Annotated in this window: 18 protein-coding genes; 2 read left to right on the forward strand and 16 right to left on the reverse strand. The window is 64.1% G+C overall.

The features are described 5' to 3' along the window. Positions 1-82 precede the first annotated feature (82 nt). The 12 genes from ppk2 to AWB68_RS06895 form a co-directional block, all read right to left on the reverse strand. On the reverse strand, positions 83-901 hold the full coding sequence (gene ppk2, locus AWB68_RS06835; RefSeq protein WP_087643590.1) for a polyphosphate kinase 2: 819 nt from the start codon (positions 899-901) through the stop codon (positions 83-85). A 185-nt stretch (positions 902-1,086) separates the two neighbouring features. After that, positions 1,087-2,466, reverse strand: coding sequence for a glutamate decarboxylase (gad, locus tag AWB68_RS06840; RefSeq protein WP_087643591.1), 1,380 nt, complete (start codon positions 2,464-2,466; stop codon positions 1,087-1,089). Between the two features lie 24 nt (positions 2,467-2,490). Next, entirely contained in the window at positions 2,491-4,155 is a 1,665-nt protein-coding gene (locus AWB68_RS06845) for a bifunctional aspartate transaminase/aspartate 4-decarboxylase (RefSeq protein WP_087643592.1), read from the reverse strand. A gap of 61 nt (positions 4,156-4,216) precedes the next feature. After that, positions 4,217-5,908, reverse strand: coding sequence for an aspartate-alanine antiporter (gene aspT / locus AWB68_RS06850; RefSeq protein WP_087643593.1), 1,692 nt, complete (start codon positions 5,906-5,908; stop codon positions 4,217-4,219). Between the two features lie 1,155 nt (positions 5,909-7,063). After that, complete coding sequence (locus AWB68_RS06860; protein ID WP_374729557.1) at positions 7,064-8,188, reverse strand: porin; 1,125 nt, start codon at positions 8,186-8,188, stop codon at positions 7,064-7,066. A 150-nt stretch (positions 8,189-8,338) separates the two neighbouring features. Continuing rightward, positions 8,339-8,986: a 3,4-dihydroxy-2-butanone-4-phosphate synthase gene (ribB, locus tag AWB68_RS06865; protein ID WP_087643640.1), complete on the reverse strand. Its 648-nt coding sequence runs from the start codon at positions 8,984-8,986 to the stop codon at positions 8,339-8,341. Between the two features lie 88 nt (positions 8,987-9,074). Beyond that, a complete protein-coding gene (locus AWB68_RS06870) occupies positions 9,075-9,488 on the reverse strand; it encodes a GFA family protein (RefSeq protein ID WP_087643596.1) in 414 nt (137 codons plus the stop codon). 27 nt (positions 9,489-9,515) lie between these two features. Next, on the reverse strand, positions 9,516-11,153 hold the full coding sequence (locus AWB68_RS06875) for a 3-(methylthio)propionyl-CoA ligase (RefSeq protein ID WP_087643597.1): 1,638 nt from the start codon (positions 11,151-11,153) through the stop codon (positions 9,516-9,518). A 38-nt stretch (positions 11,154-11,191) separates the two neighbouring features. After that, positions 11,192-12,631 carry an aldehyde dehydrogenase family protein gene (locus tag AWB68_RS06880; RefSeq protein WP_087643598.1) on the reverse strand — a complete coding sequence of 480 codons (1,440 nt, stop codon included), beginning with the start codon at positions 12,629-12,631 and terminating at the stop codon, positions 11,192-11,194. Between the two features lie 112 nt (positions 12,632-12,743). Then, the gene (locus tag AWB68_RS06885; RefSeq protein ID WP_087643599.1) at positions 12,744-14,189 is read right to left on the reverse strand and encodes an MFS transporter; all 1,446 of its coding nucleotides are present in this window, start codon (positions 14,187-14,189) and stop codon (positions 12,744-12,746) included. A gap of 140 nt (positions 14,190-14,329) precedes the next feature. Beyond that, positions 14,330-15,346 carry a flavin reductase family protein gene (locus AWB68_RS06890; protein ID WP_160109981.1) on the reverse strand — a complete coding sequence of 339 codons (1,017 nt, stop codon included), beginning with the start codon at positions 15,344-15,346 and terminating at the stop codon, positions 14,330-14,332. A gap of 78 nt (positions 15,347-15,424) precedes the next feature. Beyond that, positions 15,425-16,489, reverse strand: coding sequence for an LLM class flavin-dependent oxidoreductase (locus AWB68_RS06895; RefSeq protein ID WP_087643601.1), 1,065 nt, complete (start codon positions 16,487-16,489; stop codon positions 15,425-15,427). An 82-nt stretch (positions 16,490-16,571) separates the two neighbouring features. On the opposite strand from AWB68_RS06895, the gene AWB68_RS06900 reads away from it, so the two are divergent. Next, on the forward strand, positions 16,572-17,483 hold the full coding sequence (locus AWB68_RS06900; RefSeq protein ID WP_087643602.1) for a LysR family transcriptional regulator: 912 nt from the start codon (positions 16,572-16,574) through the stop codon (positions 17,481-17,483). A gap of 13 nt (positions 17,484-17,496) precedes the next feature. On the opposite strand, the gene AWB68_RS06905 is transcribed toward AWB68_RS06900, so the two are convergent. Genes AWB68_RS06905 through AWB68_RS06915 form a run of 3 tightly spaced genes read right to left on the reverse strand, consistent with a single transcriptional unit; the run spans position 17,497 to position 19,509 of the window. Continuing rightward, positions 17,497-17,949: a hypothetical protein gene (locus AWB68_RS06905; RefSeq protein WP_200828646.1), complete on the reverse strand. Its 453-nt coding sequence runs from the start codon at positions 17,947-17,949 to the stop codon at positions 17,497-17,499. Positions 17,950-17,992: 43 nt separating this feature from the next. Next, positions 17,993-18,532, reverse strand: coding sequence for an outer membrane protein assembly factor BamE domain-containing protein (bamE, locus tag AWB68_RS06910; protein WP_087643603.1), 540 nt, complete (start codon positions 18,530-18,532; stop codon positions 17,993-17,995). A gap of 50 nt (positions 18,533-18,582) precedes the next feature. Next, positions 18,583-19,509, reverse strand: a complete 927-nt coding sequence (locus tag AWB68_RS06915) for a peptidoglycan DD-metalloendopeptidase family protein (RefSeq protein ID WP_087643604.1) — start codon at positions 19,507-19,509, stop codon at positions 18,583-18,585. 566 nt (positions 19,510-20,075) lie between these two features. Here AWB68_RS06915 and AWB68_RS06920 point away from each other — a divergent pair. Next, positions 20,076-20,327: a GlsB/YeaQ/YmgE family stress response membrane protein gene (locus AWB68_RS06920; protein ID WP_087643641.1), complete on the forward strand. Its 252-nt coding sequence runs from the start codon at positions 20,076-20,078 to the stop codon at positions 20,325-20,327. Between the two features lie 91 nt (positions 20,328-20,418). Here the strand turns inward: AWB68_RS06920 and AWB68_RS06925 are convergent, their stop codons facing one another. After that, on the reverse strand, positions 20,419-21,081 hold the full coding sequence (locus AWB68_RS06925) for a VTT domain-containing protein (RefSeq protein WP_087643642.1): 663 nt from the start codon (positions 21,079-21,081) through the stop codon (positions 20,419-20,421). Positions 21,082-21,213 lie beyond the last annotated feature (132 nt).

Raw genomic sequence — 21,213 nt, forward strand, 5'->3', positions numbered from 1 at the left:
CCATCCACGATTGCAACAGACATGCGACGCCAGGGCGCCGCCAGCGGAAAAACAAGCGGACGCAGAAAGTCCGGCGATTCGCTCAGAACTTCTCGGGAACGAACTTGTACGAATAGTCCGGCTCGCGATATCCGTCGGGCTTCTGGCGCTTCGGCAAGCTCACTTTCTTGCGGGGCATGGCCTCGTACGGAATGCTGTGCAGCAGATGGCTGATGATGTTCAGCCGCACGTTCTTCTTGCTGTTCGAGCGCGCCACGAACCACGGCGCGAAACCGGTGTCGGTGGCGGCGAACATGTCGTCGCGTGCGCGCGAGTAGTCGTACCAGCGGCTGTAGGATTCCAGATCCATGCCCGTCAGCTTCCAGGTCTTGCGCCCATCCTGAATCCGCGCCTCTAGCCGCCGCGTCTGCTCGTCCTCGCTGACTTCGAGCCAGTACTTCAGCAGGATGATCCCGGATTCGACGATCGCCCGCTCGACGAGCGGCGCCGCCTTGAGAAACGCCGTCACCTGCTCTTCCGAACAGAAGCCCATGACCCGCTCGACGCCCGCCCGGTTGTACCAGCTTCGATCGAAGATGACGACCTCGCCCGCCGCCGGCAGATGCGGCAAGTAGCGCTGCAGATACATCTGGGTTTTTTCGCGTTCGGTCGGCGCCGGCAGCGCAATCACGCGAAACACGCGCGGACTCACGCGCTCGGTAAGCGCCTTGATCGTGCCGCCTTTTCCCGCGCCGTCGCGGCCCTCGAACACGACGCAAACCTTCGCGCCGGTTTGCACGACCCACTCCTGAAGCTTGACCAGTTCCACGTGCAGCCGGGCAAGCTCCTTTTCGTAGGCCTTGGCGCTCAGCGGGCCTGGGGCGTCCGCGCTTTCTTTCGCTTCAGTTTTTTTATCAGCCATTTCTATTCGCTATCCGAATGATTCAGTGTCGGGTGTTGCGCAGTATAGTCGCCGCACAACGTCTGAATCAATAGATCGAACGAGATGCCTCAATTCGCCGATGCTTCGGCATGCGTCTTATCGGCGGCATGGATCGTGGACAAGAAGCGCGCCCGGAGCGCCTTCGCGCTCCGGGCAGCGCACACTCAGCACTTGGCCGGCGAGGTCTTTTCGTCCGGGTGCCCGTGCAGCGTTGGCGCCGTTGCGCTGCCGCCGTGCTGCTCGAGATACTTGCACGCACCGATGATATCCCGCGCCAAAATCATCGCGACGTTGTGGTTGATGTGCGGCCGCACCACCACGCGCAGGCTCCTCACCTCCTGCGCATCCGGCGGCATCGAATACGCCGACAGCACCCAGCCCTTCTCGCGCACCTTGTTCGAGACATCGAACTCGTTGAAGTTCTTCACCTTCGGATCGAGCGTGACGGCCACGACAGGGATGCGCTGCGTCTCGTTCATGATCGTGAAGTAGCCGCTTTCCACGAGCGCCTCGCGCAGCGCTATGGCGTTCTTCAGCGTGTGCGTCATGCCTCGCTTGTAGCCGTCGAAGCCGAGCCGCAGGAACTGGTAGTACTGCACGGCGATCGGCGCGGCGTTGCGGCTGAAGTTGAGCGTCGCGGTCGGCATCTCGCCGCCGAGATAGTTCACGTAGAAGATCAGGTCCTCGTTGAACACCTTGCGTTCGCGAAACACCACCCAGCCGAGCCCCGGCGGCGTCAGGCCGAACTTGTGCCCCGACGCGTTGATCGACTGCACGCGCGGCAGCCGGAAGTCCCACTTGTAGTCGGGATAGAGGAACGGATTGACGAAGCCGCCCGACGCGCCGTCGATATGCATCGGGATCGAGATGCCGGTCTTCTTCTCGTAGGCGTCGAGCCAGTCGTGGATCTCCTGGATGTCGTCGTCCTCGCCGGTGAAGGTCTGGCCCGCGATCGCGACCACCGCGATGGTGTTCTCGTCGACGTATTTGTCGAGGTGCTCGGCGGTGAGCCGGTAGTTGCCCGGCTTGAGCGGCACGATGCGCGGCTCGACATCGAAATAGCGCAGGAACTTCTTCCATACGATCTGCACGTTGCCGCCGGTGACCATGTTCGGCCGCGTCGCGTCCTTGCCCGCCTTCTCGCGCGCCTGGCGCCAGTTCCACTTGTGCGCGAGGCCGGCGAGCATGCACGCCTCCGACGAACCGATCGTCGCCGTGCCATACGGCTCGACGTCCTTCGGCCCGTTCCACAACTGGTGCAGCCACCTCACCATGCGCGTTTCCATCGCGAAGACCTGCGGATACATGTCATGGTCGATGTAGTTCTTGTACATGTTCCGCTTGGCGACCTCGACCGCCTCGGGCTCCGCAAACGTCGTGACGAACGACGACATGTTGAGCATCGGATTGGTGTCGGTCCATTCCTCGCTGACGACGAGCGCGGCGGCGGCGCGCGCCGAGATGCCGGACTTCGGGAACTCGTTCTCGGGTATCTCGAAGTTGAACTCGTCATAAGGCGTGACTTTGTCCATGGATGAGTCCATTTGCTTCTCCTATGAAGGATTCCGTCAAAGCACCTTGTTTCTGTCGAGCTTCTTGCCGGATTCGGCGTTGTAACGTTCGACGTATTCGCCGAGCAGGTTGCGGATCGCCCGGCCGATCTTCACGTAGTCGCTCTCGTTGAGATTGGCGAGCGATACGCGGCCCGACGGATGCTGCGTGCCGAAGCCGCGACCCGGCAGCAGCACGACGCGCGCGTCCTTCGCGAGCCGGAACAGCAACTCCGATGGCTCCGTATTCTTGATGAGCCAGTCGACGAACTCGCGTCCGTACGCCCGCTCGCCGAGGAATTCGAGGTCGAGGATCGTGTAGTAGTCGACCTTGTTCACGTCGTCGTCGTCGAAGGTGATGCCGATCTCGCGATACAGCGCCTGCTTGCGGCTGCGGATCAGGCGCTTCAACGCGCACTTGTACGCGTCGGGCGTGTCCATCAGCGAGAAAAGCGAGAACAGGACCATCTGCACCTGCTGCGGCGTCGACAGGCCCGCCGTGTGGTTCAGCGCGACGGTGCGGCTGTCGGCCACCAGCCGGTCGATGAACTTGAGATTTTCCGGCTCGGTCGTGATCGACTCATAGCGCTCGTGCAGTTCCTTCTTCTGCTCCTTCGAAAGCGCCGCGATCTGCTGGTCGAGCACGTTCTCGCGATGCGTCGCGATCGCGCCGAGCCGCCAGCCGGTCGCGCCGAAATACTTCGAATACGAATACACGAGGATCGTGTTCTTCGGGCACAGCGCGAAGAGCGAGACGAAATCGTCGGCAAAGGTGCCGTAGACGTCGTCGGTGAGCAGGATCAGGTCGGGCCGCTCCTTCACGATCTCGGCGATGTATTCGAGGCTTTCGGTGTCCATCTTCACCGAGGGCGGATTGCTCGGGTTCACGAGGAAGAACGCCTTCACCTTCGGGTCGCGCAGCTTGTCGAGTTCCTTCTTCGGGTACTGCCAGCCGCTCTCGACATCGGCTTCGAGATTGACGACGTTGAGCCGGTAGTCGTTCAGGCGCGGAATCTCGATGTACGGCGTGAAGATCGGTGTGCCGAGCGCGATGGTGTCACCCGCCTTGATCAGGTGGTTCTCGCGCATGGTGTTGAAGATGTAGGTCATCGCCGCCGTGCCGCCTTCCACAGCGTAGATGTCGAATTCGCCGATGAACGGATACGCGCCGATCATCTCGCGCCGCAGATACTGCCCGACGATGATCTCCGACAGCTTCAGCATCCGGTCGGGCACCGGATAGTTCGACGCGAGGATGCCCTCGCACATTTCGTAAAGGAAATCGCCGGCCGAGAGGCCCAGTTGATCGCGCACGTACGACACCGCTCCCCGCAGGAAGTCGATGCCGGGCACGCCCTTGTTATCGCGCGCGAAAATCTCGAAGCGTTCCTCAAGTCCCTCGCGTTTCGGAAAGCCGCCGAGCCCTTCCGGCATATGGGCGAACGAGCGCTCCGATTCGCGCATCGCGAAGAGGCCCAGTTGCCAGAATCCGTGGCGCGGAACCGTCGCGAGGAAATTCGGATTGCCGCGCCCGGCGTTGAGCATCGATGCGTTTGCCGGACGCGACACCGCGCCACCGCCCGCGGCCTTGATGAGTTCGTCCTTCAGTTCGAACGGGCTGAGCGAGGCCATCTTGGACCGATCGCCCGCGTCCGACGCGGAGCCTGCCTTTGACTTTGCCATCCAACACCTCCAGGTAGGGTGTGCTGCAAAAAGGGGAAAACCGATACCTCGAACCGGAACGCTAACTGAGCATCATCACGATCACCATCCCCCAGATCGTGAGCAACGTATTGCCGACGGCATAAGTCACCGTATAACCGAGCCCCGGCACCTGGCTCTTCGCCGCATCGCAGATCATGCCGAGCGCGGCTGTCGTCGTGCGCGAGCCGGCGCAGATGCCGAGCAGCAGCGCCGGATGGAACTTGAACACATACTTCGCGACGAACATGCCGATGATGAGCGGCACCGCGGTCGCAAAAATGCCCCACATGAAGAGGCTCACGCCGAGTTGCTGAAGCCCCTTGACGAAGCCCGGACCCGCCGTCACGCCCACCACCGCGATGAACACGTTCAGGCCCACCGAGTTCATGAACCAGATGGTCGGCTCGGGAATGCGGCCGAAGGTCGGGTGAATCGCGCGCAGCCAGCCGAACACGATGCCCGCGATCAGCGCGCCGCCGGCCGTCGAGAGCGTGATCGGGATGCCCGCGACCTTGATCACCACCGCGCCGATCAACGCGCCAAGCGTGATCGCGAAGCCGACGAACGCGATGTCCGCCGCGCTCGTCGGCCGGTCGAGCACGCCGAGCGCCTTGGCGGCGGCGGTGGTGTCCTGGGTGCGGCCGACGAGCGTCAAGGTGTCGCCGCGATAGAGCTTCGTGCTCGGCAGCACCGGAATCTGCGTCTCCGTAGGGCCGCGCTTGATCTTGCGCAGGAACACGCCGCGCGCGGCCGGCAGGGTGGCGACTTCCACCAGCGTCTTGCCGTTGACGGCCTTGCTCGTCACATAGACATCGACGCCTTCGGCCGGTACCGCGAGCAGTTCCGGATCTTCGACTTCGGCACCGCGCGGACCCAGGATGTCGATCAGTTGCTCGCGGCGCCCGCCCACCGCGACCACGTCGCCCGCCTGCAGCACGTCATCGAGCTTCGCATCCTGCACCGCGCCGCCGCGCCTGATCCGCTCGATGAAAAGCCGCGTTCCGGTGGGCTCGCTCGCCTCGATCTGCCCCACCGTCCTGCCGATGGCGGGGCCACCTTCCGGGATCCGGTAGGCGCGCAATTCGTACTTGTGCCAGGCCACGCCCGCGCCGCCCACTTCCTGCGACCCGCCGAGCGTCGCTTCGTATTCCTTGCACGCAGCGACCAGGTCGATGCGCAGCAGGATCGGCCCGAGCGTCGCGAGGAGGATGGCCGAGCCGATCGTGCCGAAGATGTAGGTGACCGCGTAGGCGGTCGGCATGGCGTCGAGCAGCACTTTCGTCTGGTCGGCGGGGAGGCCGATGCGGTTGATGGCGTCGGTGGCGAGTCCCATCGATGCCGAGATGGTCTGCGAGCCGGCCAGGAGTCCCGCCGCCGAGCCGATGTCGTAGCCGGCGAGCTTCGCGGCCACGTACGGCGCTGCAAGACACAGCGCGCATTGGACGACCGAGAAGAGTGCCTGCGGGAGCCCGTCCTTCGCGATGCCGCGCACGAATTGCGGACCGACGCCATAGCCTACCGCGAAGAGGAACATCAGAAAGAAAACCGATTTGACGTTTGGCGAGATCGTAATTCCGAGCTGGCCGATCGCAATTGCCGCGAGCAGCGTGGCCGTTACGGCGCCGAGACTAAAACCGCGATAACTCTTGCCTCCAACCCAATACCCTATCCCCAGCGAGAGAAAAATGGCGATCTCCGGATAACTGCGTAGTGTTGCGGTAAGCCATGACATACGCACTCCTTTTTCGGGTGATTTTCAGGCAGTAATTTCTTCAGTAAGCAAAATAGATGGATGGCTGGAATGGAGTGCATGATATCGCGTGAAACGCAGACGCGTGTGAGGAAGCTGAAACGGGCGCTTCAATGGACGAGCGGGGGAAATAAACTGAAACAGCGGCGCCGTATGTTGCGGAAACAGGCTGTCTGCGATCCCCGGATTGTATTTTTATTCGTGTGACGCGATTCATCTTAGGCGTAGCGCGTCGATTTTTCAACTTTGACAGCCTTTCGTTAAGTTGGTATTTACCCCATTCGACCAGTGCCGACGCACCGCGCGCCCTGGTCCAAGACGGTGCTTACGCGTCCTCCATTAACCTGTCGCTGAGATGGCGGATTCGTCACAACTGCGTTTTATATGACCGATACCATGCTGCACTGCATAATCGCGCAATCGTTTTGATTCATGCACTTCGCACTTTGCATTGATGCTGCATATTGAGTCTTCGTATTAAGTCTTTTCGCTTACGAAATAAGGGTATCACGCGCCCACCGGAATCCGCCGACACCGCCGGCCAATATAAATTCCCTATTTGTGCCACTTGGGAACTGTGTTATTGGTCGTAATTACGCCCGCGACGCGAGTACTCCGCCCGTCCGCGTAACTGAACCAAATATTGAAACTTCAACCGTCATCGAGCGGCGTCTGACGCAGAAGAAAAGCAATCCTGGAGGTTTTCACGTCGATGAAAGCACTCCTCGCGTGCGCCGCCAGTGCGAGATCGCGCTTTCGGCGGAGGCTGCCTTGCGGGAGCGGGAAGCACTGTTGGCGGAGGCCGTTGCCGAGAATGCGGGCCTCTTTGACTTGCAAGAGGTGCGCTACGAAGTGGAGTCGCGTTCAGCGCCGTCGCGCAGCAGGAACTGGCTTATGCATCGTCGAGGTCGAGGTTGTTGCGGTGCAGAGTGAGCAGCGCACGCAGCTAGCGAATCTTTGTCTTGCGCCGGGGCAGCGGTGCGCCGGTGCCCGCTCAGTGAGAATTCGACCGTCGGGCTGCAGGGGTTGGCTTACATCGTTTGCCGCTGATAGACCAACCCCCAAGCAGGTTCCATGGAAGCCCGAGCGCATCAAACGGCGTAAGCACCGCCTTGCCGCAAAACGCCAGCGCCCCCGCTAAAACGTATGCCGCACCCCAAACATGACAGCCGTCGTCGCCATGCCGGGCGCAACCGGCTGGCCATAGGCGATTGTCTGCGTCATCGTTCCCTTGTTGTTCACATGCCCGGCTTCGCCATAAACCATCGTCGCCTTCGACAGACTATATTCGGCGCCCGCCGCAATCTCCGTCGACTTGTTCGCCGAGTTGTTGCGGTCCTTCAGGTAGTAGACCCCGCTCGTCACCTTGAACGCGGGCGTGAACCGGTAGCCAAGGCCGAAGGTGTACATGTCGATGTTGACCTGGTTCGAACGCGCCGGATTCTTGCCATTCGTGTACGACGCCGATATCGAGAAATCATGCAGCGTGTAGAACGCGCCAAGATAATAAAGACGATTGTTGGCAAGGCCCGTCGGTACGGTGTTCGGTCCGGGATTCGTGTCGTGGCCGTTGTAATACGCCGCCGAGAGCCGCAGTCCATAGTTCGAATACTTCAGCACAGCCGACTCGCGCGTGTTGCCCTGAAAGCTCCCCGCGACCCCGCCCGGCGAGTATTCAAGCAAACCCTTCACACCGGCGAAGCTCGGCGATTCGTAGACGATCGCGTTGCTGTCATAGAGTGCGCCGAGCGGTCCGTTGGTGCTCGTGCCCGCCCAGCCCGCCGCCTGGTTCATGCCAAGCCACGACGTCAGGATGCTGCCGAACCAGCGGCCGCCGCGGACATCGGTCTCGCCCATCGCGATCGCGAGCGGCGCGATCTGGCGCCCCGCAGTGACCGATCCGAACGGCCCCGACACGCCGACGCTCGCGATCTGGTTGAATTCTCCGGCGACGCCCGGGGTATCGGTGAGGCCGGCCTTGCCGGTGCCGGTGTCGAAGGTGCCCTGCAGCTTGAAATTCGCGCGATAGCCGCCGCCGAGGTCTTCGGTGCCGGTCATGCCGAAGTTACTCGAGTAAATGCCTGCATCCTTGAAGCGATACAGCTTGCCAAGATTCTTCGATGCCGGATTGAATGATGCCGCCGACGTGCTTTGATACATCAGGCCGGCATCGAGCACGCCGTAGAGCGTGACCGACGATTGCCCGTGCGCGGTGCCGCCTGCCGCGGCGAACGCCGCCGCCGCGATCCATTTTGACTTCAACTTCGACTTCATACTGTCTCCTGCTTTATAAAGTGTTGTTCAACCCGTAACGACCTGCAGACCCGCTCCCTTTCGAACACCCCCGCTGTTCGCGCGCTACATCCCGCATGGCCGCCTCCACGGCGATGCGGCGCTCCAGCTGTCAGGCTGTCAGGCCAGCGCGGCCTCGCACTCGCCGCGCACGGTCTCGCTTGCGCGCGTTCGATACGCGATCAGATCGCGGATCGTGACGATCGGCAGACCGTGCCGTCGCGCGAATTCGATCAGTTGCGGCAGGCGCGCCATGCTGCCGTCGTCGTTGACGATCTCGGCGAGCACGCCGCCCTCGCGCAGCCCCGCGAGGCAGCACAGGTCGACCGTCGCTTCGGTGTGTCCCGGGCGCTTCAGCACGCCGCCCGGCACCGCGCGCAGTGGAAACAAGTGGCCCGGGCGATTGAAGTCGCCGGCGTGCGCGTCGGGATCGACCAGTGCGCGGATCGTGATTGCGCGGTCGGCGGCCGAGATCCCGGTCGTCGTTCCGTGCCGGTAGTCGACCGTGACCGTGAACGCGGTCTGCATCGAATCGTTGCCGCGCGGGACCATCAGCGGCAGCCGCAGTGCGTCGAGCCGTTCGCCCGGCAGCGCGACGCACAACACGCCGCTCGTCCAGCGGACCATGAACGCCACCGCTTCCGGCGTCGCCAGTTCGGCGGCCATGATGAGATCGCCTTCGTTTTCGCGATCCTCGTCGTCCACCACGACGGCGAGCGAGCCGCGACGAATCGCGGCCAGCGCATCTTCAATGCGATCGATTGACATCGTTTTGTCGGCTTGCATGCTTTGCATCTCTAGCTAGTGAATCTTGATGAAACTGCTCGAAAACACCGCCGCTGGCGGTGCCGCAGCGCTACGCCTCGGGATTGCGCTCGAAGCAGACGGTGCCTTCGGTGACGCTCACCCACGGTTGCGCCGAACCACGCCACATGTGCACGTGCGGCTGCACCCACGAGGGATCGTCGAGCGTGCCGGCCTTCACCACGACGACGCCCGGATTCGACTCCAGTTCCGTGTAGACGGGCGAGCCGCATTGGTTGCAGAAATGGCGCTTCACGGAGAGGCCGTTTTCGCCGGTGTCGTAGAAGGTGGCGAGCGTCCGCGCGGCGACCTCGAAACCCGCCGCGGGAACGACGACGTTCGTCGAAAATGCGCTGCCCGACTGCTTCTGGCAGTGGCTGCAATGACACACGGCGCTCAGCGCCGGCGCCTGCGAGCTTTCATAGCGAACGCTGCCGCAGAGGCAACCGCCCTTGATCTGGTTCATGGTTGTTCCTTCGATTAAAGATGGGTCTCACTGCGCCGCGCACAGCACGTCCGCGTATTCCCGCCGCAATTCCATCTTCTGCACCTTGCCGGTTGCACCGAGCGGCAGGCCGTCGAGGAAGATCACCTCATCGGGCAGGCACCACTTCGCCACCTTGTCGGCGAGCCAGGCGAGGATGTCGGCCTTGTCGGCGGCGTGCCCTGGCTTCTTCACGACGAACAGCACCGGCCGCTCGTCCCACCTTGGATGCCGCGCGCCGATCACCGCCGCCATCAGCACGGCCGGATGCCCGGCGGCGGCATTCTCCAGGTCGATCGAGCTGATCCACTCGCCGCCCGACTTGATGACGTCCTTCACGCGATCGGTGATCTGCATGTAGCCGTCGGCATCGATGGTGGCGATGTCGCCGGTCGGGAACCAGCCGTCGCGCAGCGCGGGCTTCTCGTTCCGGAAGTACCCGGCGGCGATCCACGGGCCGCGCACCTCCAGTTCGCCGGACGACTTGCCGTCACGCGCCTGCTCGCGGCCGTCGGCATCGACGATGCGCATTTCCACGCCGAACACCGCGCGGCCTTGTTTCGCGCGTTGCGCGCACTGCGCCTCGACGGACAACCCCGCATGCTTCGGCAACAGCGCGCCCTGCGTGCCGAGCGGGCTCGTCTCGGTCATGCCCCACGCGTGCCGCACTTCGACATGAAAGCGCTGCGTCCACGTGCGGATCTGCGCTTCGGGCATCGCCGAGCCGCCGACGACCGTGCGCGTCATCGTCGAGAGCGTCAGGCCGTTTTGTTCCATGTGTTGCGCGAGGCCGAGCCAGATCGTCGGCACGCCCGCGCTGCAGGTCACGCGCTCGCCTTCGATCAGCTCGTAGAGGCTCGCGCCGTCGAGCTTCGGACCGGGCAGCACGAGCTTGCAGCCGTTCATCGCCGCCGCGTAGGGAAGGCCCCACGCGTTGACGTGGAACATCGGCACCACCGGCAGCAGGCAGTCCTGCGCGGAGAGCGAAAGCGAATCGGGCAGGCTCACCGCGAACGTGTGCAGGATCGTCGAGCGATGCGAATAGAGCACGCCCTTCGGATTGCCCGTCGTGCCCGACGTGTAGCAGAGCGTGCTGGCCGTGTGTTCGTCGAATTCGGGCCACGCGAAGTCGTCGGTTGCGGCGGCGAGCAGGTCTTCGTAGCAGGCGAGGGCCGGGACGAAACCCGGCACGCGGCTCGCCGCCGGCATGTCCTCCGGGCCGCCCAGCAGCACGTAGTGGCGCAGCGCCGGGCAGCGCGGCGCGATCGCTTCCACGAGCGGCAGGAAGGTCGCGTCGACGAGCAGCACTTCGTCCTCTGCGTGATTGAGGATGTACGCAAGCTGCTCCGGATGCAGGCGCGGATTGCAGGTGTGCAGCACGGCACCGCTGCCCGACACGGCGAAGTACGCTTCCAGATGTCGGTGGTTGTTCCACGCGAGCGTCGCGACGCGCGCGCCCCGCGTCACGCCAAGCCCTTCGAGCGCACGGGCGAGCTGCCGCGCGCGCTTCGCGGCGTCGCGAAACGTGTAGCGATGGAGCGCGCCGCTCGTTTCGCGCGACACGATCTCCGTATTGCCAAACTGGCGCTCGGCGTGCACGAGCAGCGACGAAACCAGAAGCGGCCGATCCATCATCGATCCAAACATGGTGTTATCCCTTCAGTTGCGGTCGTGACATGGCGGGTTCATTGAGAGGACGCTTGAACCGGCATTTGCACGGCCTTGTATTCGAGGTATTCCTCGAGGCCGTACGTGCCGAACTCGCGTCCGTTGCCCGACTGCTTGTAGCCGCCGAACGGCGCGAGCAGGTTGAACGGCGCGCCGTTGATGTCGACCTGGCCCGTGCGCAGACGCCGCGCCACGCGTCGCGCGCGCTCGACATCGCCCGACCAGACCGCGCCGGAAAGCCCGTAGATCGAGTCGTTCGCGATGCGCACTGCGTCGTTTTCGTCGTCGTAGGCGAGGATCGAGAGCACCGGCCCGAAGATTTCCTCGCGGGCGATCGTCATCTGCGAGGTGACGTTGGCGAAGACGGTCGGCTGGACGAAGTAGCCATGCGCGAGCCCTTCGGGTGCGTCCGGTCCCCCCGTCACGAGTTCGGCGCCCTCTTCCAGTCCCCGGCGGATGTAGCCCTGCACGCGCGAGCGCTGCAGCGCCGAGATGACCGGGCCGATCTGGTTGCGCTCGTCGAGCGGATTGCCGACCCGCATCCCGCCGACCACCTGCGCCGCGATCCGCTTCACCTCGTCCATGCGTGCTCGCGGGACGAGCATCCGCGTATGGGCGGAGCAGGTCTGTCCGTTGTTGAGGAAACACGCCTGGATCGCGCCGGGGACAGCGCTCGCGAAATCGGCGTCGTCGAGGATGACGGCGGCCGACTTGCCACCCAGTTCGAGCGCGACGCGCTTGATCGTCTGCGCGCCCAGTTCGCCGACGCGCCGCCCCGCCGCCGTCGATCCGGTAAAGGACACCATGTCGACTTCGGGATGCGAGGCCAGCGCCTCGCCGACCACCGGACCATAGCCCGGCACGAGATTGAAGACGCCCGGCGGCAGGCCGGCTGCATCGATCACTTCGGCGAGCAAATAAGCCGTGAGCGGCGCCACTTCCGAGGGCTTCAACACGACGGTGCAGCCCGCGGCGAGCGCCGGCGCGACCTTGGCCGCGATCAGCGTGAGCGGGTAATTCCACGGCGTGATGCACGCCACCACGCCGACCGGCTCGCGCAACACTTCGGAATTGCCGACGGTTTCGGTGAAATCGTAAGTGCCGAGCAACTGCGCCGCCACGCCGAAGTGCGCGACCGCCGCGCCGGTCTGCGCGAACTGCGACCAAGCGATCGGCGTGCCGACTTCCGCGCTGACCAGTTGCGCGATTTCAGCGGCACGCGCTTCGAGGCCTTGCGCGATCTTCGCGAGCCATTCGGAGCGCTGTTGCGGGCTCGTGCGCGACCAGCCGTCGAAGGCGGCGCGCGCGGCGCGCACGGCGTTGTCGGCATCGCTCGCGTCGCCGAGCGGAATCCGGCCGATGACGTCTTCCGTCGTCGCGTTGGTCACATCGGCGCGGTCGGCGCCGTTCGGCTCGGTCCACTTGCCGTTGACGTAAATATGCGTGTGAATCTTCATCTGTTTGCTCCTCGTTTGACAGCGTTCAGCGCGCACGAGGCCGCACGCCGCACTTGCGGTGCGTGCGCCTCGTGGCGTGTCAGGTTGACTGGTGGGGTTCGGGCGACGCCCGTCAGTGCGCTACGGCATTGACCTTGGCGGTGTCGATCGGGTTGGCCATGGCCGGCGCGGGGCGCCAGTCGGCTGCGTTTCCGAGCGTGTCGCGATACGCCCGGAAGCCGCGCCGGAAGAGAAGGCAGGCGATGCTGCCGAATATCAGGCTCACGATGGCGATCGACTGCCCGATCGCCATCGGGTCGCGCAACACGTAGTCGGTCAGCACGCCGACCGCGACGGGACCACAACCCGCGCCGAGCAGGTTAAGCACGCCCGTGTACAAAGCCGCGAACTGGCCGCGCATCGGCGCCGGCGAGATTTCCTGGATCGCCGACGGTCCGGCGCCGAACAGGAAGAACGTGAAGAACGAAGCCAGCCCGACGAAGCCAAGCGCCAGGTGGGCGTCGTGCACGCTCACCATGCCGATTGCCGACGTGGAGAGACCCGCGCTCGCGACGAACGCGACCCGCAAGTAGCCGTGCGCCATGCCGCGACGCTTCCAGAAGTCGCCGAGCCATCCGCCGAAAATCGCGCCCAGCGGGCCGACGATTGCGAGCAGGAATCCAAGCGCCTCGCCGATCTCCGAGTACTTCCAGCCGAACTCGCGGACGAAATAGGTCGGCGCCCACGCGGACCAGCCATATACGCAGGTGTAGAAGAAGCCGGCGCCCAGCATCAGGGAGATCATCGTGCGGCGGTTCTCGGCGGCATAGTGCCTGACCATCGCGACCGGCACGGCCCGCGCATTCGCCTTGCCTGAGCCCTTGCCTGAGCCCTTGCCTGAGCCACTCACCGCGTTCCTCGGCTCGGGAACGGCCAGCATCAACAGCGCGACGAAGAGTCCGGGCAACCCGAGCGCCATGAACGTCGCCTGCCACGGGTGCAGCGCGCCGAACCACGGAAGCGACGGCGGCGCGAGCGTGAAGATGCCGAGAATCAGGCCGCCCGCGATCAAACCCGCGCCGGCGCCGAACGGCCCGCTCGCACCGAACACGCTCATCGCGCGTCCGCGCTTTTCGGCCGCGAACAAGTCGGCGATCAGCGACACGGCGCCCGGCAGCAACACCGCCTCGCCGACCGCCACGCCGACGCGCGCCAGCAGCAGATGCCAGTATTCGGTCGCGAGGCCGCCGGCGGCGGTCGCGAGACTCCAGAGCGCGATGCCGGCGGCGATGGCGAGGCGCCGGTCGCCGCGATCGATGATGCGCGCGATCGGCAAGCCCATCAGCGCGTAGAAGGCCGCGAAGGTGAAGCCGTGCAGCATGCCCATCAGCGTGTCGTTGACGTGCAACGTCTGCTGGACCGGGCCGACGAGCAGGGTCAGGATCTGCCGGTCCATGACGGAAAAAACGTACGCGACCAGCAACACGCCTACCGCGTACCACGAACGTCCGGCACTCGTGCCGGGAACTTCCAGCGCACCGGCGCCGTTCGGCGGGCCCGCTTCGATACCTGCTTTCATGATGTGTCTCCCCCTCGTTCGATCGCCTGGTTTTTGTGTGCGACCGACCGGGAATGCTCCACTCGCGAGGCTCGCTGCGAGTGGACGTGGTTTCGTTTGCCTCGGCTTGGGGCTGCTTGGGGCTGCTTCGGGCTGCTTTGTCAAGCGGCGTCCGAGGGCACGGGAGTGCGCCACAGGTTGTTCCCCCGCCAGAACTGGTCACGGCGCCAATGATCGGGAAGCGCCGATTCCGTCGATCCGATCAGGCGCCTGAGCAGCAGCTTCAGCACCTGCGCCTCGCGGTAGTCGAGCGAGCGCTCGGCGTCGCTTTCCGCTGCCTTCGCGATGGCGAGAAGCTCGATCGCGTAGCAGCGGCCGGCTTCGGTGAAGCGCACGACGCGATCCGCACCGACGTCGTCCAGCGCGACGATGCCGCGCTCGATCAGCGTGCGGATATCGTCCTCGGTGACGTGAAATCCCGAAATCGAAACGAGCTTGTCGAGTTCGGCGATGGTTCGCCCTTCGCCCATGCTCAGCACGGTGAGGACGTGGTAGTCAACATCGCGCAACCCGTTGCGGCCGAAGTTGTTCCTCACCGGTACCAGCAACTGGTAGTAGGCGCGCGCCAGCAGAAAGCCGAGCCAGCCGTCGCCGAAGCTGGATGCGGAACCGGTGAGGTCGGCGGCGTCGGCGGCTTTCTTCATCACGAGGCCGTAGTTGCCGCCGTGGAATACGAGCGGCGGCTGGTTGAAGCTGTCGAAATTCATCACTTCGCCGACGAAGATCACGTGGTCGCCGCCTTCATACCGATGCACGACGCGGCATTCGAATCGCGCGGAGCACCCGTCGAGCAACGGGACGCCGCCGTGACCGCGCGTCACCGCGCAACCGGCGAACTTGTCGGTGCCGCTCTTCGAAAACCGGTTCGATACGGCTTCCTGGTCGGCCGCGAGGATATGCACGGCAAAGTGGTCCGTGGCCGCGAAAACCGGCAGGCTGGTCGATTTCTTGCCGAGACTCCAGAGCACCATCGGCGGGTCCATCGATACCGAGTTGAAGCTGTTCGCCGTGAGGCCGTAGTCCTTGCCGTCCTCACCTTGCGTCGTGACGATCGTCACGCCGGTCGTGAACGAGCCGAGTGCGCGACGAAATTGGGCGGCGTCGATTTGAGTTGTCATGCTTGTCTCCTTCATGCCCCGGCCGGTTCATTTTTTTGATATTTCGAAGCCGGGGTTTCATGCTTTCGTTAAGTTCGGTCAGTTCATCAAGAGCGGCATGACGAGGCGTCCGAAACGCTCGGCCTCTTCATGATGCGGATAGCCCGACAGGCAAAAGCCGCTGCAGCCCACTTCGATGAACTCGCGCAGTTGCGCGGCCACCTGCTGCGGATTGCCGACCACCGCGACGCCCGCGCCGGGACGCACTTCGGTAATGCCGGTCCACAGATGCGGCGTCATCTTGCTGCCGACGGTCTTCGACAGTTCCTGCTGGCGCTGGTTGGCGATGGAATTCATTTTTGCGCTGATGCCCTTGACCTCGTCCTTCCAGCCTTCGGCGCCCGCGACCAGTTGATGCGCCGCTGCCCACGCTTCGTCCTCGGTTTCACGGCAGACGACCTGCAGGCGCATCGCGAAGCGCAGTTCGTTCTCGCGGTCATACTTGGCGGCGCGCGCACGCATCTCCTTGATCTGTTCGCCGATGCGCTCCGGATAGTCGCCCCAGAACAGATGCACTGCGGAGTGGCGCGCGGAAATCTCCGCGGCCTGCTCCGAGCCGCCGCCGAGGAAGAACGGCGGATACGGCTTCTGGATGGACTTCGGAATGATGACCGGCTTGTCGACCTGGTAGTACTTGCCCTTGAATTCGACCTGCTCTTCCGACAGCAGCTTCTTGATGAGGACGACTTCCTCTTCGAGCTGCTCGTAGCGCTCTTCCTTCGAGGCCCGCTGCCCTTCGGCGACTGCGTCCTTCTCGCTGAGGCCGGCGATCAGGTTCATGTACAACCGCCCTTGCGACAACTGCTCGAACGTCGAGATCATCTTGGCCTGCGCGACCGGATGGATGAAGCCCGGCTTCATCGCGACGAGCGCCTTCAGCTTCGACGTGCGGCTGACCATGAACGACGCCGTCACCCACGCGTCCCAGCAATACGGCGTGACCGGGATCAGCATGTAGTCGAAGCCGGCGTTCTCGGCGGCCACGGCGACGCGCTCGAAATGTTCCATCGACTGGGGAAATGCTTTCGAGGCATCGCCGAATGCGCTCGTGTCACCGAGCGTGGGGCAAAACCAGCCCATTGAAAGGGGTGTTCTACTGCTCATGTCTGTCTCCTTGGTTGCAGCGTTTTTTGCTATGACAACAGGAAAGGTCTTATAAGTAAAATGAACTATTATTATTCGACGCATGCACAAAATTAATATCCGAAGCTTCGACCTGAACCTGCTGTCGGTGTTCGTCGTGCTGTGGGACACGCGCAGCGTGACTCGGGCGAGCGACCGGCTCGCGCTGACGCAACCCGCCGTCAGTCACGCATTGCGGCGGATGCGCGATGCGGTCGGCGATGATCTCTTTGTGAATGCGAAAGGCGGTCTCGTGCCGACGGCGCGCTGCGAAGCGCTGATCGGACCGGTTCGGGAGGCGCTCGAAAAGATCGGGCTGGCGCTTCAGGAAGAAGAGACGTTCGTGCCGTCGCTGGCGCAGCGGGAATTCAATATCGCGGCGGGCGATCTGATCGAGTTTTCGATCGTGCCGCAACTCGTCGAGCAGTTGGGGAAAGACGCGCCGGGCATCGTCGTGCGAATGACGCACGTGCCCGAAGGCGATCTCGCGCTGCAACTGCTGGAGTCGGGGGAAATCGACGTGATCATGAGCGGCCAGCCGCTCAAGGGCATGGGCGTGCACAACGAAACGCTCACGGACATCAGCCTCGCGACGCTGATCTGGAAGCAGGAAAGGCTGACGAAGCGCCGTTTCCCGATGGCGCTTTATCTGAAGCGGCCGCATGTGATCATCCGGATGCCGGACCGGCAGGGATCGATCGTCGACCAGACGCTCGCGGGCCTCGGCTTGCAGCGGCCCATCGGTGCGGTGGTGCAGAACTTCATGACGATGCCGATGGTGGCGGCGAGGACGGGCTACATCTGCAACGTGCCGAGCCGGATGGCCACCATGTTCGCGAACTTATTCGACCTGAGCGTGCACGAGCCGCCGATCGACTTCGCCGCGACGCCGCTCTGCATGTCGTGGCACAAGCGATTCGAAGGGGATCAGGCGCACGCGTGGCTGTTGCAGCAGGTCCGCAATACGGTGCGGTAGCGAAGGCGGCAGGTCATCGATTTTCCGAGCACACTTGGGCGGCGGCGTGCGCCAACGGCGCTTCAATGCGCACGGGCGTGATCGCGTCATACACGCCTTCGCGCACGCAATGGCGGCACCACTCGCGCTCGATTGCATCCGGGCGCGCCTTCCACACGTGCCCGGACGCGCATTGCCAGCAGAGCGGCGTGGCGGCATCGACATAAGTCGCGGAGAGCAGCGCGCCGCCACGAACCTCGGCGATTTCACGCAGGCGCCGCAGATGCATCTCCCGACGCTGCGCCGCGCAGTTCATGCAGCGCACGTTCTGCGCGGCGCTCAACGCGTCGTCCCAGGCGTGGCCGCGTGAGCAATTCCACTGCGCGTCAGGCTTCTCCGCACGGGCAGCGCGGTATCGGGTCGCTTGCTCGATCAGCGCGCGCCGCGCCTCGCGGGCGCTCTGCGTAGTTTTTTTGTGTTCGTCCATCGCCCCGTTGTCCGTCGGTGCCATCAGCATGCGATCAATGCGATCAATGGCGCCCACCGCCTTCCGCTTCGGAACGAGAGGTCGTCGTCACGATGCCGTCGGGCCCGAAGTGCGCGTTGAACATCGCGTCGCGCGTCACGCCGCCCTCTTCCCAATGCCAGCTCCAGACGCGCTCCTGCTTCAGCGGATATTCGGCCACCGTGGTCGGCTTGCCGAGCAGGCGACGCACCTCGTCCATCGACATGCCCGGCCGCACCTTCGCGATGTTCTGCGCCGTCAGCACCTGCGTCACCGCGACAAAGCGGCCGTTCGCATCGAGATCGACCATGTAGGTGGTCGTCCCGGCCGGGCCGCGCGGATATTCGAGGCGCTTCGAGCCATCGGTGAAGGTGCGCGTGGTGTCGGGCTCGCCCATCTGGTCGCGAATCTGGGCCTCGGTCGTCACGCCCGGCTTCAGGTCCTGCAGCAGCAAGGCGTCCGGCTTGACCGCATTGAAGATCGACTTGAGCTTGTTCATCGCGGCATCGCTTTGCTGTTGATCGCAGCCAGTCAGCAGCGACGCCGCGCACAGCGCCGCAAGCATGATTCTTTTCACGAGCGGCCTCCCTGCCGTCTGGTCCTTTGCACTGGTCCTCAGCCGCCGCTCTTCAGCAGCGGCATCGGATCGACGGCCTGGCCCGACTTGCGCACCTCAAAGTGCAGCATCGGCTTGCCGTCCGCGCCCGTGCCCATGTCCGCGATGGTCATGCCCTGCTTCACGGTGTCGCCTTCGTGCACGAGCAGCTTGCTGTTGTGTGCGTACGCCGTCAGGTAGTCGCCGCCGTGCTTGACGATGATCATCTGCCCGTAAGCGCGCAGTCCGCTTCCCGCGTAGACCACCTTGCCCGGCGCCGCGGCCTTCACCGGCGCGCCCTGCTTGCCCGCGATGTCGATCCCCTTGCTGCCGCCCGCGCCGAACTTCGTCACGACGTCGCCCTGCGTCGGCCACGCGAGCGAGAAGCCTTTGCCGCTCGTGGCCGGTTCCGCGGCCGACGGCTCGGGGCTCGGCGCAGCTTTCGCCACCGGGGCGGGGGCCGGCGCCGGCGTCGTCGCGGCCAGGATCGGCGGTTGCGCCGGTTTCGCGCCGGCGGCAACGACAGGCCCGGCCGATGCCGCCGGCTTGCTCCAGTCGTCCCCGGCTGTCGTCGCCGTAGCCGCGCCCGGCGCCACGCGCAGCAACTGGCCGATGTTGACCTGCTTGCTTTCCGGCAGGTTGTTCCATTTGACCAGATCGGCGGGCCTCTGCTTGTAGGTGCGGGCGATGCCGTAAAGCGTATCGCCCGGCTTCACGCGATAGAAACCCGGCCCCGCAGGCTGCAACGCGGTCGGCGCGGCCGGCGCGGCAGCCGCGACGGGCGGCTGAGTGTCGGCTGGCGTCTGAACGACGGGCGGCACGTCGCCACCCATCGACCGCTCGACGACCGGCGCCGGCACGAGCGCCGACGAACAACCCGCGAGGCCAGCCCCGCAAACGACGGCCCACGCCGTCAACCTGAATATTCCTGAACGGATCACCGCCATGCTTCCGATTCCCTGCCTGTTTGTTTTACCGACGTCCCGACGCCCGATGCGGCACTCACTGCGACCCTCAGAAGCGTGTTCCCACGGCGCACCCGGCCAGGAAGCCGCCGTTCGATCCGGCACCGCCGCACCCGAAAAGCCCGCAACCCGACATCAACGCCGCCATTCCGATCGCCACCACGGCTGCCCGCACCCGGCGCCACGCATTCCGCCCATTCATTTCAACGCCACCTTCAACGCTTTCCTTCACCACTGACAACCCCTGCGAGCATAAGACATTTGACGATCATTCACGATTTTCGTGGGCCAATTCCCCGACACTTTGGCGTTCTAACCTTTCACGTTATCACAGCGGAGTCGCGCTTCGCATGTGTGCGTGTCCGAATACTCCGGCCCGCGCCGACGCGATTTTATCGGCTGCGTGGCCGATTGGCCGGAAGATCGCTCTTCTGACAATGCTTGACATTTACAGGCATCCATGGGGCGTGCGCATCGGCTACATTCTCCGCGCTCGATGCGGGTGCATCCTGCATTTCTCAATTCACGGAGGTTGACGCATGGAATTCATGCAACACGGACTCATCTGGGCGCTGATCATCGGCGCGGTGGCGGGCTGGCTCGCGGGCCTGCTCGTCAAGGGCGGCGGCTTCGGCTTGCTGGTGGACATCCTGGTCGGCATCGTCGGCGCGGTGATCGGCGGCTGGCTCTTCAGCGCGCTCGGCGTCTCGCTGGGCGGCGGCCTGCTCGGCTCGCTTCTCACGGCCGTGATCGGCGCGGTCGTGCTGCTGTTCGCGATCCGGTTGTTCCGGCGCGCCTGACGCATCGCGCGCTACATCGGCAGTAGTGACGAGGCCGCCCACGGGCGGCCTCGTCACATTTGCGCGTCGCGTCGATGGCGTCGCATCACGCTCAGGCTTTCGACGAACCCTTGCGGGTCATTTTCCACAGCGCGCCGAGCGCGATCGGGATCACCGCCGCGCCGATCCCCACCAGCACGATCACATTCAGATACTGGCGGATGAACGGAATGTTGCCGAAGAAATAGCCGAGCAACACGAGCAGCAACACCCAGATCAGCGCTCCAAGCACGTTGAAGAACTGAAACCGCGTCGCGTCCATCGACGATGCGCCCGCCACGAACGGCGCGAACGTCCGCACGACCGGCACGAAGCGCGCGATCACGATCGTCTTGCCGCCGTGCTTCTCGTAGAAGTTGTGGGTCTTTTGCAGCGCGGCCCGATCGAGAAAGCGCTCCAGCACCGGGATATTCGAGTGAAAGACCTTCGGGCCGACCGCGCGGCCGATCCAGTAATTCACCGTGTTGCCGCCCACCGCCGCTACCAGCAGCAAGACGATCAACACGCCGAGATGCATCGACCCGGTCGCCGCAAACGCGCCGCCGATGAACAGCAGCGAATCGCCCGGCAGGAACGGAAACACCACGAGTCCGGTCTCGCAGAACACGATCAGAAAGAGCACGGCGTACACCCAGCCGCCATAGTGCTGGATGAAGAAGCCGAGCGACTTGTCGATATGGAGGATGAGCCCCAAAAATTGCAGCAGCGTGTCCAAAAGCATTCCTCGAAAAATTGAGCGACGACGCGTGTGAGCGTCGTATGGCATGAAAAAGCGGTCGCGTCATGATACCGAAAGTCTTCTGCCGGAAACCTCGAGACTCGGCATTTGGCGTCCGTAAGCGAGCGC

Origin of the sequence: Caballeronia choica (assembly GCF_001544535.1) — a bacterium.
Lineage (GTDB): Bacteria > Pseudomonadota > Gammaproteobacteria > Burkholderiales > Burkholderiaceae > Caballeronia > Caballeronia choica.

Coding starts and splice junctions, on each gene's coding strand:
- ppk2 (WP_087643590.1), bottom strand. CDS start 901: ATGGCTGATAAAAAAACTGAAGCGAAAGAAAGCGCGGACGCCCCAGGC.
- gad (WP_087643591.1), bottom strand. CDS start 2,466: ATGGACTCATCCATGGACAAAGTCACGCCTTATGACGAGTTCAACTTC.
- AWB68_RS06845 (WP_087643592.1), bottom strand. CDS start 4,155: ATGGCAAAGTCAAAGGCAGGCTCCGCGTCGGACGCGGGCGATCGGTCC.
- aspT (WP_087643593.1), bottom strand. CDS start 5,908: ATGTCATGGCTTACCGCAACACTACGCAGTTATCCGGAGATCGCCATT.
- ribB (WP_087643640.1), bottom strand. CDS start 8,986: ATGTCAATCGATCGCATTGAAGATGCGCTGGCCGCGATTCGTCGCGGC.
- AWB68_RS06870 (WP_087643596.1), bottom strand. CDS start 9,488: ATGAACCAGATCAAGGGCGGTTGCCTCTGCGGCAGCGTTCGCTATGAA.
- AWB68_RS06875 (WP_087643597.1), bottom strand. CDS start 11,153: ATGTTTGGATCGATGATGGATCGGCCGCTTCTGGTTTCGTCGCTGCTC.
- AWB68_RS06880 (WP_087643598.1), bottom strand. CDS start 12,631: ATGAAGATTCACACGCATATTTACGTCAACGGCAAGTGGACCGAGCCG.
- AWB68_RS06885 (WP_087643599.1), bottom strand. CDS start 14,189: ATGAAAGCAGGTATCGAAGCGGGCCCGCCGAACGGCGCCGGTGCGCTG.
- AWB68_RS06890 (WP_160109981.1), bottom strand. CDS start 15,346: ATGACAACTCAAATCGACGCCGCCCAATTTCGTCGCGCACTCGGCTCG.
- AWB68_RS06895 (WP_087643601.1), bottom strand. CDS start 16,489: ATGAGCAGTAGAACACCCCTTTCAATGGGCTGGTTTTGCCCCACGCTC.
- AWB68_RS06900 (WP_087643602.1), top strand. CDS start 16,572: ATGCACAAAATTAATATCCGAAGCTTCGACCTGAACCTGCTGTCGGTG.
- AWB68_RS06905 (WP_200828646.1), bottom strand. CDS start 17,949: ATGGACGAACACAAAAAAACTACGCAGAGCGCCCGCGAGGCGCGGCGC.
- bamE (WP_087643603.1), bottom strand. CDS start 18,532: ATGCTTGCGGCGCTGTGCGCGGCGTCGCTGCTGACTGGCTGCGATCAA.
- AWB68_RS06915 (WP_087643604.1), bottom strand. CDS start 19,509: ATGGCGGTGATCCGTTCAGGAATATTCAGGTTGACGGCGTGGGCCGTC.
- AWB68_RS06920 (WP_087643641.1), top strand. CDS start 20,076: ATGCAACACGGACTCATCTGGGCGCTGATCATCGGCGCGGTGGCGGGC.